Annotated in this window: 2 protein-coding genes; both read left to right on the top strand. The window is 32.5% G+C overall.

What is annotated here, in order from left to right; translation table 11 throughout:
* The first annotated feature begins 246 nt into the window (after window positions 1-246).
* On the top strand, window positions 247-900 hold the full coding sequence (locus tag HMPREF1508_RS06330; protein ID WP_044960473.1) for an energy-coupling factor transporter transmembrane component T family protein: 654 nt from the start codon (window positions 247-249) through the stop codon (window positions 898-900).
* Between the two features lie 17 nt (window positions 901-917).
* Window positions 918-1,499 (top strand): MptD family putative ECF transporter S component, encoded by a 582-nt coding sequence (locus HMPREF1508_RS06325; protein ID WP_044960472.1) that lies wholly within the window; start codon window positions 918-920, stop codon window positions 1,497-1,499.
* Window positions 1,500-1,873 lie beyond the last annotated feature (374 nt).

The raw sequence follows: 1,873 nt of genomic DNA, 5'->3' as shown, positions 1-1,873 counted from the left end.
CCCATTGATTATTAAAATCTGGGATGGAATCTCCGTATACAAAAAGTTTCGAGCGTGATTCGATCTCTGTTTGCTATGCAGAAATTTGGTCTGGAGTCATTATAGCATGCCCATTGATTATTAAAATCTGGGATTCTTGATTACAAAACGGGATTTTCATTTACAAATCGGGATTCTCGGTTACAGAATATCACCTCTTATTTACCAAACGGGAGTCTCCGCTTACAAACGGGATTCTCAAGCTACATTTCATCACAAGTTTTAATTATAGGGATTTTAGTATTTACTTTGACTGGTAAAAAGTATGAAGTTCTACTTTTCTTGTCAGTATTTGCATATGGAATGATAAGCGGCATATACAAAACTTGTTTTAAATTTTTAGCTTTATATATAGTGTTGTTTATGGTAGCGGAAATAAGTCCATTATTTATTTCAACTACAATACACTATTTTGTCCTATGTTTTATAACATTGACACTTGCAGCTATAAATATGATTAGAACAAGTGAAATATCTGAAGTATTAGCTTCCTTGCAAAATATGAAAATCCCATATTATATAAACATTCCATTAGCTGTTATATTAAGATTTTTTCCTACTCTAAAACAGGATATTACTTGTATAAAGCAGGGAATTAAGACGAGAGGGATTGATATTTCTTTCTTTGGATTTTTAAAACATCCTTTTAAAGTTTATGAAATGATGTTGATTCCTATGTTAATGCGAATGTTATGTACTGCAACTGAGTTGTCGGCATCTGTTGAGACACGAGGACTTGGAGTTTCGTGTAAAAAAACTAGTTATACAGAAGTCAAATTTCGTATGCTTGATATGTTATTGCTAGTAATAATGATGGTATTTTATCTAGCTATCATCATTATGAAAATAAAAAATATTTAAAAACAAGGAGAATAATTATGGAAGAAAAAAAGAAATTTCAAATTAAAGATTTAATTATTACAGCACTAATGGTGTTATGCTCACAAGTTTTATATAGAGTGTTATCTTTTCTGTTCATATCGCCATACACAATGCTATTAGTAGTTCCGATATGGTCAATTATTGGAGCAATTGCCTATTTCTTAGTACCGGTAAAAACAAAAAATCCATGGATGATTTTATTATTTTGTGTACTTACAAGCATTATAGGTTTTTATCCACCATATATCATTAGTTGTATATTTGCCGGGATTATAGCTATGTTGATTGCAAGAACAAAAGGGGTTGGCAATTATAAAGGATTAACAATTGGATATATGATATTTTGTGTTCTTGCCGGCTTTGGTGGAATGTATGTACCGTTTCTTTTCTATGCGGATCAAACACTTGAATCTTATGAAAAAATGTTTGGGAGTGAATACTTAGGAACATTAACCAAAATCGTTTCTCCTATGACTACAGTAATAATGCTTATTGTAATAGCCATTTGCGGATTGATTGGAGCAGTAATTTCCAAGAAACTATTGAAGAAGCATTTTGAAAAAGCAGGAATGATTTAGCTTTATATAATGATCTGTATTCACCACCTTTCTAATCTTAACGTCTTTTAAACCTAATAGAGATGCAGTAGAATGACTATGCATGGTTCCTCCGAGTGTTTTGTTTGTTGCTTGGCGCTCGGGGGATCTTTTTATCCAATCATACACTTAGGGGCGAATGGAAACATCTATTCGCCCCAACATTTATTGTAGAACCATTTTAGTTTTGCGCAGGCTTTTGAAGCGGATCTCAGACTAATCGTGCATATGTCACGAAAGAAGAGCCTCACGAAGGATCGGGCTTTATAAAATTTATCTAAAATCGAAACATTAAATAAGATTGAACACTATAATAGAGACATCTGAAGGAAAAGAATTCTGAAAACCCAGGAAGA

This window comes from Shuttleworthella sp. MSX8B (genome assembly GCF_000524295.1).
Taxonomy (GTDB): domain Bacteria; phylum Bacillota; class Clostridia; order Lachnospirales; family Lachnospiraceae; genus Shuttleworthia; species Shuttleworthia satelles.
This window is presented reverse-complemented; position numbering and strand designations above follow the sequence as displayed.